An 18,708-nucleotide genomic window follows, 5' to 3' on the forward strand; every position below is an offset into this window, starting at 1 on the left:
TAATTTGTAAATGACAAATTGTCAGCATCAAAATTCTCTCTCCTTACAAATTTCAAACAAAACAACCAAGATTTGAGTTATTACGTAAATCATTTTATGCCAACTAAAAAACGCAATACAAAAAGAATACTCGGGTGGGTTGGAAGCATTTTGCTAACGTTCATTCTTTTAATTGGGGGAGCAGCTATTTATTTGAGTGCCAAATGGAAACCTTTGTTGACTGAAAAGATTAAGGAGGGAGTGTATACTGGTTCAAATCATTTATATCAAGTAGATTTTAAAGACATCCATTTAAACTTAGTTACTGGAAATGTGGTGCTAGATAGCGTTTTTCTAACACCAGATACGAATGTGTTTAATCAGCTAAAAGCGATAAAAAGAGCACCTACACATTTATTTAGAATTAAATTGGCGCATTTGAAGTTGAGTAGAGTTAGAATTTTAACTGCTTATTTTGACAAAAAAATACAAATAAACTCCATCGTGTTGGACCGTCCATCTATTGATATGATTTATCATAAAGTGCCTAAACAAATAGATACTAGTGCGGTTGAGCAAACACTTTATCAACAGATATCAAAGTCAATTAAATCAATTAGAGTAGGGAGTATTACTATTGTAGAGGCTGATTTTGATTATTATAGCGGGTTGAAAAAATTGCATGGAGTACAACATTTAGCAGTTAGTGCAAAAGATATTTTAGTGGATTCACTTTCGCAAAGAGATACTACTCGCGTTTTTCATTCCAAAAATATTGGCTTCGAATTAAGTGGATATAAAACTACAACTAAAGATAAAATGTACACGGTTAGCGTGGATACCATTCGTGGTTCATTTAGCAAAAAAACAATTAATGTAAGAGGTTTAAAGGTTATTCCATTGTATCCGGATTTAACTTTTAGTCGTAAATACAATGTGCAGAAAGACCGCTATAATTTAAACTTTAACGAAATTAATTTAACCGGTGTAGATTTTATATCCTTAAATAATGATGGGGATTTACATGCCAAACGATTGATAATTGGCCCAGCAAAAGTTGCGGTATTTTTAAATAGAGAGTTACCTCCGCCAAATTTTGATAAAGGAAGAAACTACCCGAACAATGCCTTAAAAAGATTGCAAATTGAAACCTTGATTGATACTTTAAGCATAAACAAAGTTGATATTGATTACACAGAATATAGCGCCAAAACCAAAGAAAGAGGAACATTACATTTAACCAATTTGGGTGGAGATATTTTGAATATTACAAATGATTCCTTGAGGTTGGTGAAGAAAAATCATGCTTATGCCGATTTAACTACTCATGTGATGGGTACTGGAAAATTGAATGTTAAAATCGACTTTAATTTAACAGATAAAGCCGCATCTTTTAGCTACGTTGGTCATGTAAGCCCATTTAATTTAAAAGTATTAAATCCACTTTCTAAATCGTTGGGGTTGGTAACTATTGATGATGGCAATGTGAAAAGTGTAGATTTTAACATCTCTGCCAATGAAAGAGGAAGTTCTGGAACGGTTAAATTTGCCTACAATGACCTAAAAATTAATTTACTGAAAGAAGATGAAAATGGGGTGAAAGAAAAGAAAGGATTATTATCGTTTTTGGCAAATACCGTTTTAATTAAAAATGATAATCCAACCAAAGGGGAAGCACTAAGAACTAGCAATATTACTTTTGTACGAGTGCCGCAAGCTTCGTTTTTTAACCTCATGTGGAAAAGTGTTTTTATAGGTATTAGAGAAACTGTTGGGATTGAAGCTGTGCCAGTAAAACCGATGAAAGAACCTATCTCTAGCAAAAAAGCAGAACGGATTAAAAAACGAGCAGAACGAAAAGCGGAACGAGAAAAGAATTAATTGAGTTTTGCTATCCAGCGTGAAACGAAAAATCTCTCATGCGCTCTATTTAAAATATGGGTTTTATATACATTAAAACTTATTCGAATATTACAGGGTAATAACAGTATGATTATATAGTAAATGTCCCTGTAAGCACCCTGTTAACACCCTGTTTATACCTTGTTAACACCATGTAATTTATTAGTATGGAGATAAGCTTTAATGCGTTGTCTGGGTCGGGATCACATCATTTCTTAAATGGCTATATTTTACTATATTGGAACACACAAAATGAATTCCGATATGGCTGAAAAAGCACCACGAAAATTTAAAGTTTTAAAATGGATGATAAGCATTGTGCTATTCATTTCTTTAGCTTTAGTTGGTGCATCATGGTATATCAGTGTAAAGTTTAAACCCTTAATTAGGCGAGAAATAAAAGAACTGGTACAGAAATCAACTCATGGTTTGTACCGTATAGAATTTTCACAAATACATACCAATTTTATTACGGGTTCTGCCACAATTGGCGATGTAAATATTATGCCAGATACGAATGTTTTTAAATTGCTTGTTGCAGCGAAAAAAGCGCCTAACAATCTGTATTACATTCGTTTAAAAAAACTTTCTATTAAAAGATTTCATCCATACGATATCTATTTCAATAAAAAGGTAGATATAAGCTTGCTTTTATTCGATAATCCGGATATCACAATGGTGAACAAACATTTTGATTTTAACGATAATCGGCCACCTAGACCACGTAAATCGCCTTATGATTACATTAAAAACTTGTTTAAATCTTTAAGAGTTGAGCTCGTAGATTTTAAAAATGTGCGATTTAAATATGTGAACAATAATGAGCTTTTACCCGATGTAGATTCTGTTGCAAACTTGAATGTAACCTTAAAGGATTGGCTAATTGATTCGCTTTCTGCGCAAGATACAACCAGATTATACTTGCTAAAAGATGTGAATATAAATTTGAGTAATTATAGTTATGCTACGCCAGATAGCATGTATCACATCAACGTTAATCAACTAGATTTTAACGCATCTAGCGGAAAAGTAAATATTAAACAATTCGGATTAATACCTCGTTATAGCGAAGCTGATTTTGCTAAAGTTGCAGGTTATGCTCGTGATCGTTTTACTATTCAACTTAATAATATCAGCCTTGATGGCATTGATTTACCTGCTTATATACAAAAAAGAGAATTAATTGCTAGTCAGATGAGTATAGCTGATGGCGGAGTTGCGGTTTTCAATAACAACACGTTTCCAAAATTGGAAAAAATTAAAACAGGAAGATTTCCTCATCAACTTTTGCAGCAATTAAAAGCGCAATTGACCATTAAAAAAATAAAACTGAGCAATATCGATGTCAGCTATACAGAATTTGATAAAAGAAGTCAGCAGCGAGGCAGAATAAGTTTTGAAAAAACTTCTGGAACAATAATGAATGTGACCAATGGGGTAAAAGTGAAAACTATAAATCCGATTATGCAAGCGGATTTAGTGAGTTATGTAATGGGGCAAGGAAAATTAGCTATCAATTTTAAATTTGATTTGAACTCGCCAACTGGCGAATTTGCGTATAAAGGTGCAATTACCAATTTAGATGGACGAAAATTAAATCAGATTACGAAACCTTTGGGCATGGTGCAGGTAAATAAAGGGATGATTAAAAGTTTGGCTTTTGATATCAAGGCAAATCAAGATGTGGCTACGGGGAAAGTAGATTTTGCTTTTAATGACCTTTCGGTGGCGTTGTTAAAAAAGGAAGAAGGAAAGGCAAGATTAGTTAGAAAAGGCTTGCTATCCATTTTGGCAAATGCACTGGTTATTTATTCTGATAACCCTAGTAAAGAAGGAAAATTTACTACAGCACCAATAAATTATAACCGACGACCAACTGGATCTTTCTTCAATTTTATTTGGAAAACACTTTACCAAGGCGTTAAATATAGTGTGGGTGTTACGCCACAAAGAGAAGCCGAAATTAAAGCTCAAGTTGCCAAATTTGAAAAGATGAAAGATGATAGGGATGAGCGAAGAAGGCGTAGGCAAATACGAATAGAGAAAAAAGAACGAGAACAGCGTTAAATTAAAAATCCCTTACATGTTTTATGTGTAAGGGATTTAATATTCTTGTAAACTAATTACACTATCCAGTTCCAGCCAAATCTATCTTCAGCTAAACCGTTTCTAATATCATTTAATTCTTTTGCTAGGCTTGTAGAAACAGTACGAGTGCTTGCATCGCTTAATTTATAAAGCTCACCTTCGTAACCAATTTCGCCAATTTGAGTAACCGTAGCTGCAGTACCCACTGCAAATGCTTCAGTTAATTTTCCATTTTTAGCACCTTCAATAATTTCGGCAACGGTAACTTTTCTTTCTTCAACTGTAATTCCTTTGTCTTTTGCTAAGGCGATGATTGTATCACGAGTTACACCGTTTAAAATGGTTTCACTTACAGCAGCAGTAATTAATTTGCCATCTAAAACGAACATTACGTTAGCTGCACCAGACTCTTCAACTAAAGTATGTGTAGCAGAATCTGTCCAAATTAATTGGTCGAAACCTTCTTTTTGCGCTTCTGCAAATGGATATAACGAACGAGCATAATTGCCAGCGGTTTTAGCATAACCAACTCCACCTTCATTTGCACGCGTATATTTTGTTTCGATTTTAACTTTTAACGCTTTAGTATAATATGGTCCAGTTGGTGTTGCCAATAAAACGAATTTATAGGTATCGCTTGCTCTTACACCTAAAGAAGAATCGGTAGCAAACATTACTGGTCTTAAATACAACGAATAATTTTCTTGTGTTGGCACCCAGCCTTTATCAATATTGATTAAAGCAGAAATGGCTTGCATAAAAATCTCTTCTGGAATAGTAGGCATCGCAATGCGATCTGCAGAAATATTAAAACGCTCAAAGTTTTTGTTCGCTCTAAACACACTGATATCGCCATTTGGCAAACGGTATGCTTTCATTCCTTCAAAAATCGCTTGTCCGTAATGTAAAGCAGAAATTGCAGGGCTCATTGGAATTGGTCCATAGGGTAAAATCTGCAAATTCTTCCATTCGCCATCTTCAAAATCAGCCATAAACATATGGTCGGTAAAAATTTTTCCGAATGGAATGTCTTTAAATTCTGTTTCAGCCAATCTCGGATTGCTGGTTTCGGTAACCTTAATTTGTAAAGTATCTATCACTGCCTTAAGTATTAAATTAAGCTGCAAAATTAAGAAAAAAATGGGTCTAAACCCAAATTAATCTTATTTCCGAAGTGTTTGCAATACACTAAGCACCCATCCTTTACCCCATTCTTGCATTTGTTCTTCAGTCCATAAAAACGGATAGAAAATTCGTTTTTGAAAACGCGGAGGCAAATATTTTTGCCAGTTTGTTCCGCCAGTCGCAGCAATATCAACAGGGTCTTTTTCTAAATAACGCACAGCGGATTTATAATGCGATAATGGCCATTCTACATTCACATACAAGTCTAATTTCCGCAATTCTTCTCCCAACTCATTTACATCTTCGCCTTTTTCGTTTAGTTGATGATATAAAGCGGAGAAATTGCTACGCTCACGTTCTTTTGCTAGTGCTAAAAACTGATCTGCATATTTTTTAATGAACTGTTTTAACGTTAAAGTTTGCTTGCCAGTAGCTAATTCGGTAGCTCCGAACTTCCAATAAATGTATTCGAATTTTTGTTCGATAGTGGAGTTTTTTAATGCCTCACGCTGACTTTTATCTACCAGTTGGGTAAAATCTGTAGCACTAATTTCAATCATTCTATATTGGCCAGATTGAAAACCGCTAGCAGGTAGCAATGACATACGGAATTTTAAGAACTGCTTTTTTTCCATGCCATTTACCATCACCTCAAAAGATGTGGTTAAGGCATTAAAATAAGCGTTAATCCGTTTTACACGCTCCGTAAAAAATTTAGCAGTTAATTCTTGATGGGTTGAAATTTGTGTGCATTCGTGTAAACAAAGTTTAAAGTACAACTCTGTAATCTGATGGTACATGATAAAAATTTCCTCATCAGGGAAAGGTGTTTTTGGGCTTTGTAAACTTAGTAATGTATCTAGGTGAATATAATCCCAATAGGTTAAAAAATCTGCGTACAATAATCCATCAAGATAGGAGGCCATATCTTGCCCCATCGCTTCGTATTTTTCTTGAAGCTTGTTTATTTTGTCTTTTATTTCTGGTGTAAAATCCATGGTTTAATTAAAATTAGTAATAATAAAATAGGCGGCAAAAATAAATGTACCGATAGAATTACTAATCAATTAGCTTGGTCTAGATATAATTAGGCTAATAAATGAAGCCCATTTCCAAGTTTTAAAACCCATGAGTATGTTTGTTACTTTGTCAATCTTTTGCAGATTGACAAAGTTCTAATTAAAAATCGTCAATTATGAAATTATCATTTAATAAATATTTTCCGCTATGATGAAAGTTTAAATATTCTTGTTCACCTCCAAACCACTTAATTACTTCATCTTTCATTAGCCTGCTAGGTTTAATGCTAATTATTCCTTTGTATGAGCTCCATTTCCAATTTCTAAAATCACCAATAAGATTATGTTTTTGAGGATTGGAGTGGATATAATAAATTAAATGCGTGAAGTAGTCATCATCATTCACTAATGCTCTTTTAAAAGGAGTTTGAAAAAGTGTACCAAATCTATTTTGCTGTTTATTAAAAGCTAAGGCATAACTCTGAAAAAATACTCGAAACTGCTTACTTATAATTATATGAGTGTCAATGGTATCTTCAATTTGATTCACCAATCTATAATTGCTCATATTTTCATTAATCCGAATTAAAATATGGAAATGATTATCTAGTAAACAGTAAGCGTAAACATCGGCAACGCCTAAAAGATAAACTCGTAGTTTTTGTAGAAAAAATTCATTATTTCCATCATTAGCAAACATGGTTTTTTTATCAATTGTACGATTGTAAATATGATAAAATTTTCCTTCTTCAAACTTGGTGTAATAATGTTCTTCTTTGGCCATGTTTGCTTTTTAAACTTTGTCAATCTATGGAAGATTGACAAAGTAAGCATATTTAATACAACACTCTAAACTTAATGGTATTCTCGATCTTTTTTAAAGATTTGAATAATTGCTTATCGTATTCTGCATTGATATCAGTTATGGCATAACCTAATGTTTGGTTTGTCATTAAAAATTGCCCAACAATGTTGATGTTATGCTTAGCAAAAATAGTATTAATCTGCGCCATAATTCCAGGAACATTTTTGTGAATATGAATTAAACGATGCGATTTATCAATAGCTGGCAATTGCAAATTCGGGAAATTAGTGCTCATGTAAGTTGTTCCCTTATTCATAAAATCTATTACGCGTTTTGGGATAAAAGAAGCACTTCGTGGATTGCTTTTTGGATCATCAAAAACTACAATTCCCATATCTGTACAGGTTTGAAAAGAGAATTTATTCTTAGCGCTTCCTAAATAACCAATCGTTTTTAGTTTAACAGCACGCTCTAGTTTTTCATTTTCTATTTTTTCGCCATCGGCTAATAAAATCATTCCTACATCGGCAACATATTTTTCTTCAAAAGAAGTTTTATGTCGGATCGAGAAACCGTCTTTTTTAAGCAATGCGATGCTCTCAGCAGAAACATCACCAATTACCAAACACAGAATTCTGTTTTTAGGATAAGAAATCGCTCTTGGCAAATTATTTACATACAAAAACTCATCAAAGCTTGGCGTAACATGGTCGGCTTTTGAAACAATACTTTCGCGAGCAATATTTTCTGTAAAGGCGAAAAACTTCTTAATTAATCCACTTTCGCGAAGCTGAAAATCTGAATAGCCATCACCAATGCCATATAGATCGCCTTTTAAGTCCATTTGGCGCATCAATTTTACTTTCCCACCTTCTTCGCTTAATGGATTTGCATGATCGTAATCTATAATTTTCCCATCACCTGTGGTTACAAAAGTGTTGGCATAAATATTTTCTTTTTTAATGTGATACTGACTTACAACAGGTGTAATAAATTCTTTAAATCCGCCAGAAACAATTAAAACTTCATCCGCATGTTTTTTGAAAAACGCAGCATTACGAGAAAATGAAGCAGAAACTTTCTTTTTTAAACGCGTAATTAATTGCTTTAAATGATCTTCGTTTGCTTCTAATAATTGCACACGTTTTGCTAAACTTTCAGAAAAAGAAAGTTTTCCTTCCATAGCTAAATTGGTATAATCTTCAATTTTCTTAAAAATCGCTTCCTTATCAGGATGTTTGTTTAACGAAATACGGGCCAGCTCATCTAATGCTTCTACTTGTGTAAAAGTGCTGTCAAAATCAATAATGTAAAAATTCTGCTGTTTCATCTAAAATTATTTCAAAGCTTGGCAAACTTCCAGAATGCTCTCTTTTAAAGGTTTAAAATTAATATTAATTGCGTTTTTAACTTTTGCATTGCTATAATAACTTAAGTTAAAACTACTTCTAGCTGCATCTTGAGTTAAAGCTGGTGCTTTTTGAGTAAATAATGAAGCCAGTTTTGCTGCTCTCCAAGCAATACCCAACATCCAAGGTTTTGCTTCTGTTTTTGGAGGTTTTATTCCAAATCCTGTGGCAATTTCGGCAAAAAAATCTTTGTAATTTAAATTATCTGCGGATAGCGTATATCGTTCAGCGAAAACTTCGCTATTCATTAAAAGGATCATTGCTTTTGCAACATCTTCCACATCAACAATTCCTGTTGCGCCATCTGTGTAAAACTTCAAACCATCTTTTACGAGCTTAAAAATTGCTCCACTACCTTCAAAGCCAGCATTTTTACCAATAATTACTGCTGGATTTACAATTACCGCATTTAAACCTTCGGCTATGCCACGCCACACTTCCATTTCGCCTTCGTATTTAGAAATAGCGTAGGCATGAACTTTAGAATCGTATTCCCAAAAATCTTTCTCGGTAATTTGCTCTCCTTTTTTTGCATTTCCTAAAGCAGCAATAGAGCTTACATGCACTAATCGAGCTTGATGCTCAGCGCAAAGATTTACGATATTGGAAGTTCCTTCGATATTGATTTTCAATAATTTAGCCTTATCTTTTGGGTCGAAAGAAATAAAGGCTGCACAATGATAAACTTGTGTAATGTTTTCAAAAGCATCTTCCAAACTTTCTGGCTCATTAATATCGGCAACAAACCACTCCACTAATTTATTTTCTCTCAGTAAATCTGGAATACTAGAAGTCGTTCTTTTTAAAGCTCGAACCTTTAAATTTTGAGCTGTTAACTGTGTAATTAATTCTGCTCCTAAAAACCCTGTAGCGCCGGTTACCAGTATCATTGTATTTTTTTTAGATAGCTTATTAATATATGCGCTCAAAAATAGATATTTGATGCCAAACATTTATACCGCTTTTATGTCTTTATCAGATTTTTTTTCGCCCATTAACCCCGATAAGTTTAGTCCTAAGCAGGGATTTTTAACCAGTCAGCTGGGATTAAAGGCTAATTTTTATACCGATCGTTTTCCTGATTTGGAAGATAAAGCGTATGATATTGCCATTTTTGGAGTAAAAGATGATAGAGGAGCTGTAAATAATAACGGTTGTGCTTTAGGTGCGGATCATTTTAGAGCTCAGTTTTATACCCTAAACGAAGGTGCTTTTACGAGTAAAATAATCGATTTAGGAAATATTATTGCGGGTAAAGAAATATCTGATACGTATTTCGCAGTAAAAACTGTGGTAGCTGAGCTGATAAAATTGAATATTTTACCTGTAATTATTGGTGGTGGTCAGGATATTACCTATGCTCAATATATGGCGTATGAAAGCTTAGAGCAAAAGGTAGATTTGGTAGTTATTGATTCTAAATTTGATTTAGATGAAGACAGTAATGATGGAATTGCAACTGATTCTAATTCATATTTGAGTAAAATATTTTTACATCAACCTAATTATTTATTCAACTTTAGTAATGTGGGTTATCAAACCTATTATGTAAATCAGGATAGCCTAAAAGTAATGGATAAGCTGTATTTTGATGTACATCGGTTAGGTGAATTTATGCCTGATATTTCATTAACAGAGCCGATTATCCGTAATGCGAATATGATGAGTTTTGATATTGGAGCTGTTCGTTCTGCCGATGCCGGTGCAAACATAAATGCTGGTCCGAATGGTTTTTATGGCGAAGATATTTGCAGAATTACCCGTTATGCGGGGATGAATGATAAACTGACTTCGATTGGTTTTTATGAATTTAATCCAGCATATGATCGTAACGGACAAACGGCAATGTTACTTGCTCAAATGGTGTGGTATTTTATAGATGGATTTTATAATCGAAAACAAGATTTTCCGTTAACACCAAAGTCTCAATACATTATTTACCGAACAAGTTTAAAAGATGGTTCTGGCGAAATGAATTTCGTTAAAAGCAAACGTTCAGATCGTTGGTGGATGCAAGTTCCATATCCTACTGGAATTTCTAAAAACGAAAGGTATCACCTTGTGCCATGCCGTTATGAAGATTATAATACTGCCGTTAATGGCGAAATGCCAGATTTATGGTGGAGAACTTACCAAAAGCTAGGATAATTTTACAATAGAATTTCGCTAAAAAATTTTAGGATTACTATTTTTGGTAAATCACCACCTAAAAACCCTATTGATAATGAAAAAAATAATTTTATCTGCTCTTTGCCTATTACCGGTGGGCTTAATGGCACAAGATTTTACTGTAAAAGGTAAAGTTGGTAATTTAAATGAACCCGCTAAAGCATTTTTAGTGTATCGTGTTGGTTCAAACAGTATTACAGATTCTGCAACCTTGGTAAATGGAGCATTTGAATTTAAAGGAACGTTAGAATCTCCAGTTATGGCATCTATTCGAGTTAAACATGATGCAACTCCAGTTGATCCTAAAAAACGTGTTCCATCTGATGTAATTTCTCTTTATTTAGAAAAAGCAACAATTAATGTTGATGCGACAGATTCTGTTAAATATGCTAAAATAACAGGATCAAAAATTAATGACGACAATGCTAGGTTTAAATCTTTATTTAAAACGATGGATGCCGAAGTTGCTGTTTTAATGAAAGAATACAACACATATAGTGTTGAACAGAAGAAAGATACTGTATTTATGAAGCCCTTTATGACTAAATATAATGCGGCTAATAAGGAAAGAGATCCATTGACGAAGAAATTTGCATCAGAAAACCTGGATTCATATATAGGTTTAGTTGCTTTTAGAAGTTCGATGGGATATGATATTGATCCAAAAGTTGTTGAGCCAGAATTTTTAAAATATTCTGCGGCAATAAGAGCTACTCAATATGGTAAGGATATTCAAAATTCTATAAATGGAGCTAAGAAAACTCAAATTGGAATAACTGCTGTTAATTTCACTCAAAATGACAGACATGGCTTACCAGTTCGCCTTTCTGACTTTAAAGGAAGTTATGTATTAGTTGATTTCTGGGCATCATGGTGTGGTCCGTGTAGAGGAGAAAATCCAAATGTGGTAGCTGCTTATAACAAATTTAGACATGATGGATTTACCGTTTTAGGTGTTTCTTTAGATGGTGGAAATACACGTACCACAAAAGAAGCTTGGTTAAAAGCAGTTAAAGATGATGGTTTAACTTGGACACATGTAACTGATTTAAAAGGCTGGGATAATGACGTTTCAAAAAGTTTTGGTGTACAAGCTATTCCATTCAACTTTTTAGTAGATCCTAATGGAAAAATTGTAGCTCGCAATATTAGAGGAGAAGAGTTGCAAACTAAACTAGCTGAAATTCTTGGTAAGAAAGAAGGAAAAACACTAGCTAAATAATTTTCAAATTATAATAAAAAAGCCTCGATAGTCATTATCGAGGCTTTTTTATGTCTTGTTTTTAAAGTATTACATCAGATCGAAACCAATATCTTCTCTAAAATATTTACCATCAAAATAAATACGACCAGCATCTGCAGTTGCTCGTTGTAAAGCATTAAACTGATCATCTTGCAAACTGGTAATAGCAATAACCCTACCACCATTTGTTTTAACAATACCACCTTCTAAATTAGTTCCTGCATGGAAAGCTAAAGAATCACGTAAGTTTTCAATTCCAGAAATTGCTTTTCCTTTTTCATATTCGCCAGGATAACCACCTGCAACTAGCATAATAGTTGCTGCACTTTTCTCACTAATTTTTAATTGGTAATTGGCTAATTTTTTATCCGCACATGCGATGAATAATTCAACTAAATCGCTTTCTATACGAGGAATAACGCTTTCTGTTTCTGGATCGCCCATACGACAATTGTATTCAATTACATAGGGTTCATCGCCAACTTTAATCAATCCGAAGAAAATAAAACCTGTATAATCAATATTATCTTTTAATAAACCATCAATAGTTGGCTGAATAATTTCTTGTTTAACTTGAGCCATAAATGCTTCATTAGCAAAAGGAACCGGAGAAACCGAACCCATTCCACCAGTATTTAAACCTGTATCACCTTGCCCAATCCTTTTGTAGTCTTTCGCTTCTGGTAAAATCACATAGTTTTTTCCATCACTCAATACAAAAACCGAAAGTTCAATTCCTGTTAAAAATTCTTCAATTACAACGGTACTTCCGGCATTGCCGAATTTTCCGCCCAACATTAATTTTAATTCTTCTTGTGCTTCTGCAACGTTATCTAAAATTAAAACCCCTTTCCCAGCTGCTAAACCATCAGCTTTTAGCACAATTGGTGTGGCATGGTTTTGTAAATAAGCTAATCCATCTGCTAAGTTTTCGTTGGTAAAAGATTTAGATTTAGCAGTTGGAATGCCATGACGCTCCATAAATTGCTTAGAGAAATCTTTACTTCCTTCTAAAATTGCACCTTCTTTTTTTGGCCCGATAACGGGGATATGAGCTAATTCTTCATCGTTAGCAAAAAAATCATGAATACCATTTACCAAAGGTTCTTCTGGGCCAACAACCAAAAGATTAATATTTTCTTTTAACGCAAAAGTTTTTACCGCTTCAAAATCATTCGGATTTATATTTACATTTTTGCCATAAGCGCCAGTACCAGCATTACCTGGAGCGATAAATAAGTTTGAGCATTGAGTAGATTGGCTCATTTTCCAAGCAAAAGCACATTCTCTTCCGCCAGATCCTAACAATAAAATATTCATGGAAGCAAAGATATTGCTTTCAGTTAAAAAGAGCGGTAAATAAATCAGCTAATTCCTAAATACTTGTAATTAACTAATTAGATTTCTGTATGTAAAAGATTAAAATTAGATTTGCCGCACGAATGAAACACGTTGTTGCCATATCACTTGTATTTTTTAGCCTTACTCATCTCGCAAAAGCGGAAGATGTAGGGAGGTTAAAACTATTAACAGAGCGGTATTGTAATAAAACTCAAAACGATTCTCAAGTTGTTAATACAGATGTAAATCAGCTAAATGACCAGAGAAATCCATTCTTATTATCTTACAGTGAATTAACTTTAATTGGTTTATTGCCAGAAATTAAAGTTGCAAAACACGTTACGTATAATCACATTGTTGCCGATTTAACAATACGGAAAAAGCCAAAAAACAATAGCCCCTAATTATTTCCCTCTTTAGTACATAAATCCCAGTCTAATCAGATTAGGGAACGGAATTTTATTCCTTAACTGCCAAGTTGACTTACTTGTAAGCAATGGCTTGGTTGTTGCAAATTGAACATTTTAAGTATATTATAAAACACAATCATAAAACATGTTAGGATTTTTAGCCAAAATATTTGGAAGCAAATCAGAAAGAGATATTAAAGCATTACAGCCTTTAGTAACACAAATTAACGAAGAGTACGCAAAACTTTCGTCATTAAGCAACGACGAATTACGCCATAAAACAATTGAGTTTAAAGCAACTATTGCTACGGCATTAGCCGATATTGATGCGAAAATTGCAGATACCAAACTTAAAGCAGAAGCACAAGATTTAGCGTTACATGAAAAAACCGCTTTATACGATGAGGTTGATGCGCTTATTAAAGAACGCGATGTAGAATTAGAAAAAGTGCTATTGCAAATTTTACCAGCTGCTTTTGCAGTTGTAAAAGATACTTCTCGTCGTTTAAGCGAAAACGAACAATTAGAAGTTACCGCTACACAATTTGATAGAGATTATGCAGCTCGCAAAAGCAATGTAAAAATTGTTGGCGATAAAGCATTTTGGGCTAACAAATGGGATGCATCAGGTACAGAAGTAGTTTGGAACATGGTTCACTATGATGTACAGTTGATCGGTGGTATGGTTTTAAATAGCGGTAAAATCGCCGAGATGGCAACTGGTGAGGGTAAAACCTTAGTAAGTACATTGCCGGCTTATTTAAATGCATTAGCTGGACAAGGGGTTCACATTGTAACCGTGAATGATTATTTAGCTCGTCGTGATAGTGAGTGGAATGGCCCGTTATTCGAGTTTCATGGTATAAGTGTAGATTGTATTGATAAACACGAACCGAACTCACAAGAACGTAGAAACGCTTACTTAGCAGATATTACTTACGGAACAAATAACGAATTTGGTTTCGATTATTTGCGTGACAACATGTCGCAAACGCCAGATCAATTGGTGCAACGCAAATTGCATTTTGCAATGGTAGATGAGGTCGATTCAGTATTAATTGATGATGCTCGTACACCACTAATTATTTCTGGACCAGTTCCTTTCGGAGATCAACATGAATTTCATGAGTTAAAACCACGTATCGAACGTTTAGTAAACGCTCAAAAAACGTATGTTTCATCGGCATTAAACGAAGCGAAAAAATTAATTAACGATGGTAAAACTGGAACTGAAGAAGGTGAAGGTGGTTTAGCATTATTACGTGCTCATCGTGGTTTGCCAAAAAGTAAAGCCTTAATTAAGTTTTTAAGTGAAGGTAGTGTTAGACAAACTTTGCTGAAAACTGAAAATCATTATATGGCAGATCAGTCTAAGAATATGCCTAAGGTAGATTCGGAGTTGTTCTTTTATATCGATGAAAAAAATAATCAGGTAGAATTAACGGAAAAAGGGATTGAATTAATTACCCAACAGGGTGAAGATGCTCATTTCTTTGTATTGCCAGATGTAGGTACAGAAATTGCCGAAATCGAGAAGTCGAGTTTATCTAGCGAAGAAAAAATTGCTAAAAAAGATAGTTTAATGCGTGATTATTCTGTAAAAGCAGAACGTATTCACTCGGTAAATCAATTGTTAAAAGCCTATACCTTATTTGAAATCGATGTAGAATATATCATAGATGAAGGTAAAATTAAAATTGTTGATGAGCAGACTGGTCGTATTATGGATGGCCGTCGTTACTCTGATGGTTTGCACCAAGCAATTGAGGCTAAAGAGAATGTAAAAGTAGAAGATGCATCTCAAACTTATGCAACGGTTACTTTGCAAAACTTCTTCCGTATGTATCACAAGTTGTGCGGTATGACGGGTACAGCAACTACAGAAGCTGGTGAGTTTTGGTCTATTTACAAATTGGATGTGGTAGAAATTCCAACCAATCGTGTAATGGCTCGTAAAGATGAGCAAGATTATGTATACCGTACTATTCGCGAAAAATACAATGCAGTTGCAGAAGAAATCGTAAAATTAACTGAAGCTGGCCGCCCAGTGTTGGTAGGTACAACATCGGTTGAGATTTCTGAATTATTAAGTCGTATGCTTAAACTTCGTGGAATTAAACACAATGTGTTAAATGCGAAAATGCACCAAAAAGAAGCGGATATTGTTGCAGAAGCTGGTCAAGCAGGAACAGTAACAATTGCAACGAATATGGCTGGTCGTGGTACGGATATTAAATTAGGTGCAGGCGTTAAAGAAGCTGGAGGTTTAGCAATTGTTGGTACAGAACGTCATGAATCTCGTCGTGTAGATAGACAGTTACGTGGTCGTGCCGGTCGTCAAGGAGATCCAGGAACTTCACAATTCTTTGTATCGTTAGAAGATAATTTAATGCGTTTATTTGGTTCAGAGCGTATTTCTAACATCATGGTAAAAATGGGAATTGAAGATGGAGAAGTAATTCAACATTCTATGATCACCAATTCTATCGAGCGAGCTCAGAAAAAAGTTGAAGAAAATAACTTTGGCGTTCGTAAACGTTTGTTAGAATACGATGATGTAATGAACTCACAACGTACGGTTATTTATGCTAAACGTCGCAATGCTTTATTTGGCGATCGTTTAGATGTAGATATGAACAATATGGTGTTTGATGTTGCTGAAGATATTGTAACCGAATATAAAGAAGAAGGTAATTACGAAGGCTTTAGATTAGAAGTAATTAAAAACTTCTCAGCAGATACTGCAATTTCAGAAAACGATTTTAGCTCGAAAAATATTCATGTTTTAACAGATACTTTATTCGAAGAAGTAACAACTTTCTATGCTCGTAAATCTGAAGGCATTATTAATCAATCAATGCAGGTTTTAAAACAGGTTTTCGCAGAGCGAGGAGAACAAATTGAGCAAATTGTTGTGCCGTTTACAGATGGTATTCGCCATATTCAAGTGCCAGTTGATTTGAAAAAAGCAATTGCAAACAATGGTCGTGAAGTAACGAAAGCTTTCGAACAAACAATTATTCTTGCTTTAATTGATGATAGTTGGAAAGAGCATTTACGTGAAATGGATGAGTTAAAACAATCTGTACAAAATGCTGTTTACGAACAAAAAGACCCATTAATTATCTATAAAATGGAAGCTTTCAATTTATTTAAAAGCATGTTAAATGTGGTAAATAAAGAAGTGGTAAGTTTCTTATATAAAGGTGGTATTCCAGTTCAGCAAGATGCAGATGACGTTAGAGAAGTTAAAGCGCCAAGAAAAGAAAAAAGCAAACTACAAATGTCAAGACCAGAATTTGGTGAACCAAGTAGCAGCGCAATGGGTATGGAAGATACCAGAGAAATGGCACCACCACAACCAATTCGCAAAGAAGCTACGGTTGGTAGAAATGAACCTTGTCCTTGTGGTAGTGGCAAAAAGTTCAAAAATTGTCACGGTGCAAACGGATAATTTGTAATACCAGATAAGAATGCCGAATTTTGTAAAAAGTTCGGCATTCTTTTTTAAATCCCTCGTCATTGGGAGTAAAACGACTGCAATCTATCTTAGTAACTATGATGAAAATTTATCTATCTATTATTTTTCTACTGTGCATCCAATTTTCTTTTGCTCAAACCAAAGGTGAAGTTACGGTTGTTAAAGATCCATTAATAGATAGTTTAATCGCAAAGCGGATTGAATTAAATAAGAAAAAACCGACAACTACCAATCCAACCAGTACTGCAATAGTTTCTGATATGGGTTATAGAGTGCAAGTTTTTTATGGCTCTGATAGACGAGAAGCTTTTAACGAACAAAGTAGATTTAAAGCAATTTACCCTAGATTACGAACATATATTAGCTACAAAGAACCCAACTATTATTTACGCGTAGGCGATTTCAGAACCCGATTGGATGCGCAACGTTTATTAAACGAACTGAAAGCAAATTTCCCGACGCTGTTTATTTTCAGAGAAAAGATAAATGCGCCAGATTTAGATGAGGTAAATAAATAGAGCTCCTAACAAATAGATTTATGAAACAGAAGATACAAGAATTATCCGCTAAAATATATAACGATGTTGTTGGTTATCGCCATCATATTCATGCTAATCCAGAACTTTCTTTTAAAGAATTTCAAACTTCACTGTTTATCAAAGATAAGCTAACGAAATGGGGAATTGAATTTACAGATATGGCAAATACGGGTATTGTAGGGTTAATTAAAGGCAAAATCCCATCAGAAAATATCATCGCCTTGCGTGCCGATATGGATGCATTACCTATTCATGAAGCGAATGATAAACCATATCGTTCTAAAAACCAGGGGGTAATGCATGCGTGTGGACATGATGTGCATAGTTCATCACTTTTAGGAACTGCTTACATTTTAAATCAATTAAAAGACGAATTTGCAGGTACGATTAAACTAGTTTTTCAGCCAGCAGAAGAAGTTTTACCAGGTGGTGCGAGCATTATGATTAAAGAAGGAGTGCTCGAAAATCCAAAGCCGCAAGCCATCGTCGGGCAACATGTAATGCCGTTAATCGAAACCGGTAAAGTAGGTTTTCGTTCAGGTATTTATATGGCATCAACTGATGAATTATACGTAACTGTTCATGGAAAGGGTGGTCATGGTGCACAACCACATCAAAATATAGACCCAATTTTAATTACAGCCCATATCATCGTCGCATTACAGCAAATTGTTAGTCGCAATGCAGATCCTCGTTTACCTTCGGTACTTTCTTTTGGTAAAGTGAATGCAAATGGTGCAACGAATATTATTCCTAATGAGGTAAAACTAGAAGGAACTTTTAGAACACTAAATGAAGATTGGAGAAATGAAGCGCATAAGCTGATGAAGAAAATGGCGGAAGGCATTGCAGAAAGCATGGGTGGAAGTTGCGATTTTACAATTATGCGTGGGTATCCATTTTTAATTAACGAAGAAAAATTAACTGCAAATGCCCGTACTTTTGCTGAAGATTATTTAGGAAAAGAAAACGTGATCGATTTAGATATTTGGATGGCTGCCGAAGATTTTGCGTATTATTCGCAAGTTACAGATGCTTGTTTTTATCGTTTAGGAACTGGAAATGCCGAAAAAGGAACAACCTATTCGGTTCATACACCAAACTTCGATATTGATGAAGATGCTTTAAAAACTTCAACAGGGTTGATGGCTTATATCGCTCTAAAACAGCTCGGAAATTAATTAAGAACCTTCCCGAT

At 34.4% G+C, this 18,708-nt stretch carries 14 protein-coding genes; 8 read left to right on the forward strand and 6 right to left on the reverse strand.

Annotated features, from left to right (window positions below; genetic code table 11):
* The first annotated feature begins 72 nt into the window (after positions 1-72).
* Together GM921_RS13990 and GM921_RS13995 are read left to right on the forward strand one after the other, a co-directional pair.
* The gene (locus tag GM921_RS13990) at positions 73-1,860 is read left to right on the forward strand and encodes an AsmA family protein (protein WP_235969841.1); all 1,788 of its coding nucleotides are present in this window, start codon (positions 73-75) and stop codon (positions 1,858-1,860) included.
* A 285-nt stretch (positions 1,861-2,145) separates the two neighbouring features.
* Complete coding sequence (locus GM921_RS13995; RefSeq protein ID WP_182923253.1) at positions 2,146-3,948, forward strand: hypothetical protein; 1,803 nt, start codon at positions 2,146-2,148, stop codon at positions 3,946-3,948.
* A gap of 56 nt (positions 3,949-4,004) precedes the next feature.
* On the opposite strand, the gene GM921_RS14000 is transcribed toward GM921_RS13995, so the two are convergent.
* The 5 genes from GM921_RS14000 to GM921_RS14020 all read right to left on the reverse strand — a co-directional run bounded on the left by GM921_RS14000 (position 4,005) and on the right by GM921_RS14020 (position 9,217).
* The gene (locus tag GM921_RS14000; protein ID WP_182923254.1) at positions 4,005-5,069 is read right to left on the reverse strand and encodes a branched-chain amino acid aminotransferase; all 1,065 of its coding nucleotides are present in this window, start codon (positions 5,067-5,069) and stop codon (positions 4,005-4,007) included.
* Between the two features lie 63 nt (positions 5,070-5,132).
* Complete coding sequence (locus GM921_RS14005; RefSeq protein ID WP_182923255.1) at positions 5,133-6,092, reverse strand: tryptophan 2,3-dioxygenase family protein; 960 nt, start codon at positions 6,090-6,092, stop codon at positions 5,133-5,135.
* A 181-nt stretch (positions 6,093-6,273) separates the two neighbouring features.
* Positions 6,274-6,897, reverse strand: a complete 624-nt coding sequence (locus GM921_RS14010; protein WP_182923256.1) for a transposase — start codon at positions 6,895-6,897, stop codon at positions 6,274-6,276.
* Positions 6,898-6,949: 52 nt separating this feature from the next.
* A complete protein-coding gene (locus GM921_RS14015; protein WP_182923257.1) occupies positions 6,950-8,248 on the reverse strand; it encodes an HAD-IB family phosphatase in 1,299 nt (432 codons plus the stop codon).
* 6 nt (positions 8,249-8,254) lie between these two features.
* A complete protein-coding gene (locus GM921_RS14020; protein ID WP_182923258.1) occupies positions 8,255-9,217 on the reverse strand; it encodes an NAD-dependent epimerase/dehydratase family protein in 963 nt (320 codons plus the stop codon).
* Positions 9,218-9,293: 76 nt separating this feature from the next.
* Between GM921_RS14020 and GM921_RS14025 the strand changes: the two genes are divergently transcribed.
* Positions 9,294-10,475 (forward strand): formimidoylglutamase, encoded by a 1,182-nt coding sequence (locus GM921_RS14025; RefSeq protein WP_182923941.1) that lies wholly within the window; start codon positions 9,294-9,296, stop codon positions 10,473-10,475.
* Between the two features lie 76 nt (positions 10,476-10,551).
* Complete coding sequence (locus GM921_RS14030; RefSeq protein ID WP_182923259.1) at positions 10,552-11,718, forward strand: TlpA disulfide reductase family protein; 1,167 nt, start codon at positions 10,552-10,554, stop codon at positions 11,716-11,718.
* 69 nt (positions 11,719-11,787) lie between these two features.
* Here the strand turns inward: GM921_RS14030 and purD are convergent, their stop codons facing one another.
* Positions 11,788-13,059, reverse strand: coding sequence for a phosphoribosylamine--glycine ligase (purD, locus tag GM921_RS14035; RefSeq protein ID WP_182923260.1), 1,272 nt, complete (start codon positions 13,057-13,059; stop codon positions 11,788-11,790).
* A 122-nt stretch (positions 13,060-13,181) separates the two neighbouring features.
* On the opposite strand from purD, the gene GM921_RS14040 reads away from it, so the two are divergent.
* From GM921_RS14040 to GM921_RS14055, 4 genes are all read left to right on the forward strand, one after another.
* Complete coding sequence (locus GM921_RS14040) at positions 13,182-13,484, forward strand: hypothetical protein (RefSeq protein WP_182923261.1); 303 nt, start codon at positions 13,182-13,184, stop codon at positions 13,482-13,484.
* A gap of 151 nt (positions 13,485-13,635) precedes the next feature.
* On the forward strand, positions 13,636-16,944 hold the full coding sequence (gene secA / locus GM921_RS14045) for a preprotein translocase subunit SecA (protein ID WP_182923262.1): 3,309 nt from the start codon (positions 13,636-13,638) through the stop codon (positions 16,942-16,944).
* A gap of 104 nt (positions 16,945-17,048) precedes the next feature.
* Positions 17,049-17,489: an SPOR domain-containing protein gene (locus tag GM921_RS14050; RefSeq protein WP_182923263.1), complete on the forward strand. Its 441-nt coding sequence runs from the start codon at positions 17,049-17,051 to the stop codon at positions 17,487-17,489.
* Positions 17,490-17,509: 20 nt separating this feature from the next.
* Positions 17,510-18,691 (forward strand): M20 metallopeptidase family protein, encoded by a 1,182-nt coding sequence (locus GM921_RS14055; RefSeq protein ID WP_182923264.1) that lies wholly within the window; start codon positions 17,510-17,512, stop codon positions 18,689-18,691.
* The last annotated feature ends 17 nt before the right edge of the window (positions 18,692-18,708 follow it).

It is taken from the genome of Pedobacter planticolens (genome assembly GCF_014172375.1).
In the GTDB taxonomy this organism is placed as follows: domain Bacteria; phylum Bacteroidota; class Bacteroidia; order Sphingobacteriales; family Sphingobacteriaceae; genus Pedobacter; species Pedobacter planticolens.